The following is a 6322-nucleotide window of genomic DNA, read 5'->3' as shown; positions in this document are numbered from 1 at the left end:
GGCGCCGCGGGCCGGGCCGCCGCCGGGCCGCCTGCGGCCGGGCCCGGCTTGCTCCCTGCGGCGGGCTTGCCCTCCACCGGCAGGGCGAAGGCGGAGACGAAGCGCCAGATCTCCTCGCCCGCATCGATGTCGCGGCTGCGCAGGCCGAGGAAGGGCGTCGCGAGGTCGGGCTGCGTGTCCACCCGCGCCGGCGACTGGTGGCCGCCGCGCTCGACGCTCATGAGCGCCACCACCGCCCCGTCGCGGCAGAACGGCCAGCGCCGCTCCAGCACCCGCGTGCCGTCATAGAGGTCGCGGTCGGGCAAGGTGCGCTGCTCGTGTCCGGTGCAGCCGTCCAGCCGGGCATAGAGCGCCGCGCTGTCGGGGGCGGAGAGGGTGGCGCCGATCGGCGTCCAGAAGCCGTCATAGGCGATCACCGCGTCCGCGGTGCCATGGATGAACAGGATGGGCACCGCGCGGGCCGGCCGGCACTCCTCGCGGTAATTGGCCGGCGCGGTGGCCATGATCGCCACATAGGCCGCGAACAGGCCCGCCTGCTCGCAGGCCATCTTCTGCACCATGAAGCCGCCATTGGAGATGCCGGCGAGATAGATGCGCGCGGGATCGGCGATGCCCTCGGTCACCAGCTTGTGGACCAGGGCCATGAGGAAGGCCTCGTCGTCGCCCGGCCGCAGCATCAGCTTGAGGCGCATGGCGGCGGGCCGGCCGTCGTTCCACACCTTGCCCTCGCCTTGGGGATAGACGACCACGAAGCCGTTGGCCTCGGCGGCGGCGTCGAGGCCGGCATAGGCGCGGAAGCTCTCCGGCGTCTGCATGGCGCCGTGCAGCGCGATCAGCACCGGCCGCGGCCCAGGCGGCTGCGCGGCCAGCGAATCGGGCGTCACCACCAGATAGCGGCGGTCCTCGCCCACCACGCTGAGGCGCTGCTCCTGAACCTCGCCCGCGGCCGCATCGGGACCTAGGGCGAACAGAACGAGTACTGCCGGGAGGGCGGCGGCGATGGCCAAGGCCGCCATGGCAAGAACGGCGCGGCGGCAACTTTGACGCAGGCCCAAGGCTCTGCGACGGCCCGCAAGCGCCTGCGCCTCGCCCCACTCAACAACCGGCATCACATGAAATCCTTGCACAGCATGAGGTTGGCGCCGCCCGGGAGGTGCGAGCCATGCGACGCGATTGCGGCGCCGCTGCGGCGCCCGTGTTGCCGCATCGCCACATGTCGGGCGCGACCGTGGAACATTTGATCTGGATCAAATTCTCGCAGCCCCCCGCAATGAAACAGTCCGCGCATTGAAATTACAAAATCGGGGGTCGGGCCATGGCCAGATTCGGTATGAGGATGGCGCTTGCCGCGGGGCTGCTGGCCCTTACGGCGGGCGGAGCGGTTGCGGCGGACATGTCGACGCCGGTGTACAAGGCGCCTGTGGTCGAAGAGCAGAGCCCGTGGATGATCCGCGTGCGCGCGCTCTATGTGATGCCCGAGAGCGGCGGCTGGGTGAACGGTGTTCCGAACTCGGACCTGTCCTATTCGGACGCCGTGGTCCCCGAGCTCGACATCACCTACTTCTTCACCAAGAACATCGCGGCCGAACTCATCCTCGGCGTCACGCCGCACGACGTGAACGGCGCCGGCTCGCTCGCCGGCCTCGGCCAGATCGGCAAGGTGTGGCTGCTGCCCCCGACCCTGACCCTGCAATACCACTTCACCGATTTCGGCGCGTTCAAGCCCTATATCGGCGCCGGCATCAACTACACCGCCTTCTTCAACCAGAGCACCTCGAATCCGACGGTGACGCAGCTCGACGTGCACGACAGCTTCGGCTGGGCGCTGCAGGCCGGCTTCGACTGGATGATCGACAGGCACTGGGGCATCAACTTCGACGTGAAGAAGCTCTTCCTGGAGCCCGACTTCACCGTCACCGTAGGCGGCGCGCGTCTTACCGGAACGGCGCAGCTCAACCCCTGGATCTTCGGCACCGGCGTGACCTACCGCTTCTGAGCGGAATTTTTCCGGGTTCTTCCTTCACGCGGCGTCGGACCTCCGGCGCCGCGTTTTTCGTTTGCGCAGCTCCGGTTTCAGCGGCAATGCAGCAATGCGCGCGTGCGCCGCTGCCGCCGCTGCAACGTATAGCCAATTGCCGACCCGTGGCCGGGGGCATAAACGAGCCTCGCTTGCTTTGGAATCGTTGCGAACTGGTCACGATTGAGATACCTGATCGTCCAATTTTGGAAGGAGGCCCAAATGGCCGACAGCCCGCCCCGGGTCGAGCGTCCGCTCTCACCCCACCTGCAGATCTACCGGCCGCTGTTCACGATGATGATGTCGATTGTGCATCGCATCACCGGTGTGGGCCTCTATTTCGGCACGATCCTCCTGGTCTGGTGGCTGCTTGCCACCGCCACGTCGCGCGGCGCCTACGACACCTTCATGTGGGTCGCCGGCTCGCCCATCGGCCTCCTGGTGCTGTTCGGCTTCACCTGGGCGCTGCTGCACCACGCGCTCGGCGGCATCCGCCACTTCATGTGGGACTTCATCTACGGCTTCGGCCCGAAAGAGCGCGTGCTGCTCGCCAAGGCGACGCTCGCCGGCTCGGTGGTGCTCACCGTGCTGCTGTGGATCGTCGGCCTCGCGCTGAAGGGTTGAGGAGAAGGCAGATGAGCAGTTCCGGCCACACCCCCATGCGCACCCCGCTCGGCCGCGTGCGCGGCCTCGGCTCCGCCCATTCGGGCACCGAGCACTTCTTCCTCCAGCGCGTGACCGCGCTCGCCAACCTGCTGCTGATGATTGCCTTCGTCGGCATCGTCATCTGCCTTGCCGGCTCGACCTACGAGCACGCCCGCTCCGTGATCGGTAACCCGCTGGTGGCGGTGGTCCTGCTTTTGACGCTGCTGTCGGTGTCCATCCACATGCGCCTCGGCATGCAGGTGGTGATCGAGGACTATGTCCACACCGAGGGCACCAAGGTGCTGCTCATCATCGCCAACACCTTCTTCACTACGGCGATCGCCCTCGCGGGCGCCTTCGCCATCATCAAGATCAGCGTGGGAGGCTGAGCATGGCCGACACGGCAACCAACGGCTCAGCCGCTCCCGCAGTGAACGGCGCCGCCTATCCCATCACCGATCACACCTACGACGTGCTGGTCGTCGGCGCCGGCGGCGCCGGCCTGCGCGCGGTCGTCGGCTGCTCCGAGGCGGGCCTTCGCACCGCCTGCATCACCAAGGTGTTCCCCACCCGCTCCCACACGGTGGCGGCCCAGGGCGGCGTCGCCGCCTCGCTCGCCAATATGGGCGAGGACAAGTGGGAATGGCACATGTACGACACCGTGAAGGGGTCGGACTGGCTGGGCGACCAGGACGCCATCGAATATCTTGTGCGCAATGCGCCGGCAGCGGTCTACGAGCTGGAGCACTGGGGCGTGCCGTTCTCGCGCACCGAGGACGGCAAAATCTACCAGCGCCCGTTCGGCGGCATGACCACCCATTTCGGCAAGGGCACCGCGCAGCGCACCTGCGCCGCCGCCGACCGCACCGGCCACGCCATGCTGCACACCCTCTACGGGGCGGCGCTGAAGCACACGGCCGAGTTCTTCATCGAGTATTTCGCCATCGACCTCATCATGGACGAAGACGGCCGCTGCCGCGGCGTCGTCGCCATCAAGATGGACGACGGCACCATCCACCGCTTCCGCGCGCACCTGACCGTGCTCGCCACCGGCGGCTACGGCCGCGCCTACTTCTCCGCCACCTCGGCCCATACCTGCACCGGCGACGGCGGCGGCATGGTGCTGCGCGCCGGCCTGCCTTTGCAGGACATGGAGTTCGTGCAGTTCCACCCCACCGGCATCTACGGCTCAGGCTGCCTCATCACCGAGGGCTCGCGCGGCGAGGGCGGCTACCTCACCAATTCCGAGGGCGAGCGCTTCATGGAGCGTTACGCCCCCTCGGCCAAGGACCTCGCCTCGCGCGACGTGGTCTCGCGCTCCATGACCATGGAGATCCGCGAGGGCCGCGGCGTCGGCAAGGCCAAGGACCACATCTTCCTGCACCTCGACCATCTCGACCCCGCCATCCTCCACGAGCGCCTGCCCGGCATCTCGGAGAGCGCCAAGATCTTCGCCGGCGTGGACGTGACGCGCGAGCCGATCCCGGTGATCCCGACCGTGCACTACAACATGGGCGGCATCCCCACGAACTATCACGGCGAGGTACTCGACAAGCGCTCCGGCGATCCGGACACGGTGGTGCCCGGCCTGATGGCGATCGGCGAGGCGGCATGCGTCTCGGTGCACGGCGCCAACCGCCTCGGCTCCAACTCGCTGATCGACCTCGTGGTGTTCGGCCGCGCCGCCGGCCTTCGCGCGGCGGAGCTGGTGAAGCCGGGCGAGAAGCACCGCCCGCTGCCGGAGAACAGCGCCGACCTCGCGCTCGGCCGCCTCGACAAGTTCCGCCACGCGTCGGGGGGCACGCCCACCGCCGAACTGCGCCTCAACATGCAGAAGGTGATGCAGAACAACTGCGCCGTCTTCCGCACCGGCGAGGTGCTGGAGGAGGGCCGCAAGCTCATCCACGACGTCTACAAGGGCGCAAGCGACATCGGCGTCACCGACCGCTCGCTGGTGTGGAACTCCGACCTGATCGAGACCCTGGAGTTCGACAACCTGATCTCCCAGGCGATCGTCACCATGGAGAGCGCCGCCAGCCGCCAGGAAAGCCGCGGCGCCCATGCGCGCGAGGACTTCCCGGATCGCGACGACCACAACTGGATGAAGCACACGCTGTCGTACTTCGACCCGGCGTCCGGCGCGGTGCGCCTCGATGACCGGCCGGTGCACACCTACACGCTGTCGAACGACATCCAGTACATCGAGCCGAAGAAGCGCGTGTACTGAGCCCTTGCCGACGCGGCCGCGCAGGGGCGCGGCTGCGGCCAATTCCTGCGGGCGGTTACCGCTCCAGCGATCCAGGACGTGCCATGGTCGAGCTCACCCTTCCCAAGAACTCCCAGGTCACCGCCGGCAAGGTGTGGCCGAAGCCGGCGAGCGCCAAGACGCTCACCGAGTTCCGCATCTACCGCTGGAACCCGGACGACGGCCGCAACCCGCGCATCGACACGTACTATGTGGACCGCGAGGACTGCGGGCCGATGGTGCTGGACGGCCTGATCTACATCAAGAACAAGATCGACCCGACGCTGACCTTCCGCCGCTCCTGCCGCGAGGGCGTGTGCGGCTCGTGCGCCATGAACATCGGCGGCACCAACACGTTGGCCTGCACCAAGGGCATGGACGAGGTGCTGGTGAAGGGCGCGGTCAACATCTATCCCCTGCCGCATTTGCCGGTGGTGAAGGACCTGGTGCCCGACCTCACCAATTTCTACGCCCAGCACGCCTCCATCGAGCCCTGGCTGCAGACCGACACCGCCCCCCCCGAGAAGGAGTGGCGCCAGTCGAAGGAGGACCGCGAGAAGCTCGACGGCCTCTATGAGTGCATCCTGTGCGCCTGCTGCTCCACCTCCTGCCCGAGCTATTGGTGGAACGGCGACCGCTATCTCGGCCCGGCCGCCCTGCTCCAGGCCACCCGCTGGCTGAAGGACAGCCGCGACGAGCGCGCCGGCACGCGCCTCGACTATCTGGAAGACCCCTTCCGGCTCTATCGCTGCCACACCATCATGAACTGCGCCCAGGCGTGCCCGAAGAGCCTCAACCCGGCCAAGGCGATCGCCGAAATCAAGAAGATGATGGTCGAGCGCCAGATCTGACGGCGGACGGCACCGCGCGCCGGTCGGCACGCCAGCGCCCTGTGCGCGGTGGCGGCTGGCGGCTTCTCTTCGCCTGCCGGGCGCTCTAACCTTTGATGGGGCGGCCCCGCGGCGCGGCGGCCGCGGGCTGGCGCCGCTGTACCAGCGCGTGGGAGAGGGCGATGACGTTCCAGGAATCGGTCGGAAGCTGCTTTCGCCAGTATGCCACTTTCACCGGCCGCGCTTCGCGCAGCGAGTTCTGGTGGTTCTGGGTGTTCACGCTCCTGGTGGATGTGGCCGCGTTCATCGTGAGCGCCACGCTGATCGGCGGCTCCGTCACGGCCGTTGGCGGGGCGGACGGGATGAGCTGGTTCGTCGCCACCCAGGGCTGGCTGCCGGGGCTCGTCCACCTGGCGCTCTTTTTGCCGTCCCTCGCCGTCGCCATCCGGCGACTGCACGACGTGGGCCGCAGCGGCTGGTGGTTCCTCATCCTGTTCGTGCCGTTCGGCTTCTTCGTGCTGCTGTTCTGGTGGGTGCAGCCGTCGGAGCGGATGGCGAACCGCTTCGGCCCGCCGCCCGCGTAAG

Annotated in this window: 7 protein-coding genes; 6 read left to right on the top strand and 1 reads right to left on the bottom strand. The window is 68.0% G+C overall.

What is annotated here, in order from left to right; all coding sequences use genetic code 11:
- Window positions 1–1016, bottom strand: a 1016-nt coding sequence (locus D9R14_RS09960; RefSeq protein WP_121623161.1) for a CE1 family esterase, incomplete at its 3' end; no start/stop codon positions are given.
- Window positions 1017–1315: 299 nt separating this feature from the next.
- Here D9R14_RS09960 and D9R14_RS09955 point away from each other — a divergent pair.
- From D9R14_RS09955 to D9R14_RS09930, 6 genes are all read left to right on the top strand, one after another.
- Window positions 1316–1996 (top strand): OmpW/AlkL family protein, encoded by a 681-nt coding sequence (locus D9R14_RS09955; protein WP_121623160.1) that lies wholly within the window; start codon window positions 1316–1318, stop codon window positions 1994–1996.
- A 243-nt stretch (window positions 1997–2239) separates the two neighbouring features.
- The gene (sdhC, locus tag D9R14_RS09950; protein ID WP_121623159.1) at window positions 2240–2641 is read left to right on the top strand and encodes a succinate dehydrogenase, cytochrome b556 subunit; all 402 of its coding nucleotides are present in this window, start codon (window positions 2240–2242) and stop codon (window positions 2639–2641) included.
- Window positions 2642–2652: 11 nt separating this feature from the next.
- Complete coding sequence (gene sdhD / locus D9R14_RS09945; RefSeq protein WP_121623158.1) at window positions 2653–3051, top strand: succinate dehydrogenase, hydrophobic membrane anchor protein; 399 nt, start codon at window positions 2653–2655, stop codon at window positions 3049–3051.
- A 2-nt stretch (window positions 3052–3053) separates the two neighbouring features.
- Complete coding sequence (sdhA, locus tag D9R14_RS09940) at window positions 3054–4889, top strand: succinate dehydrogenase flavoprotein subunit (protein ID WP_121623157.1); 1836 nt, start codon at window positions 3054–3056, stop codon at window positions 4887–4889.
- 83 nt (window positions 4890–4972) lie between these two features.
- The gene (locus D9R14_RS09935; protein ID WP_121623156.1) at window positions 4973–5758 is read left to right on the top strand and encodes a succinate dehydrogenase iron-sulfur subunit; all 786 of its coding nucleotides are present in this window, start codon (window positions 4973–4975) and stop codon (window positions 5756–5758) included.
- A gap of 161 nt (window positions 5759–5919) precedes the next feature.
- Window positions 5920–6321 (top strand): DUF805 domain-containing protein, encoded by a 402-nt coding sequence (locus tag D9R14_RS09930; RefSeq protein WP_121623155.1) that lies wholly within the window; start codon window positions 5920–5922, stop codon window positions 6319–6321.
- The last annotated feature ends 1 nt before the right edge of the window (window position 6322 follow it).

It is taken from the genome of Xanthobacter tagetidis (assembly GCF_003667445.1).
Classification (GTDB): domain Bacteria; phylum Pseudomonadota; class Alphaproteobacteria; order Rhizobiales; family Xanthobacteraceae; genus Xanthobacter; species Xanthobacter tagetidis.
Note: the sequence above shows the minus strand (reverse complement) of the source record. Positions and strands in the feature narration are given on the sequence as shown.

Bases quoted from the DNA above. Each gene is read 5' to 3' on its own strand.
- D9R14_RS09955 (WP_121623160.1), top strand. From the start codon at position 1,316: ATGGCCAGATTCGGTATGAGGATGGCGCTTGCCGCGGGGCTGCTGGCC.
- sdhC (WP_121623159.1), top strand. From the start codon at position 2,240: ATGGCCGACAGCCCGCCCCGGGTCGAGCGTCCGCTCTCACCCCACCTG.
- sdhD (WP_121623158.1), top strand. From the start codon at position 2,653: ATGAGCAGTTCCGGCCACACCCCCATGCGCACCCCGCTCGGCCGCGTG.
- sdhA (WP_121623157.1), top strand. From the start codon at position 3,054: ATGGCCGACACGGCAACCAACGGCTCAGCCGCTCCCGCAGTGAACGGC.
- D9R14_RS09935 (WP_121623156.1), top strand. From the start codon at position 4,973: ATGGTCGAGCTCACCCTTCCCAAGAACTCCCAGGTCACCGCCGGCAAG.
- D9R14_RS09930 (WP_121623155.1), top strand. From the start codon at position 5,920: ATGACGTTCCAGGAATCGGTCGGAAGCTGCTTTCGCCAGTATGCCACT.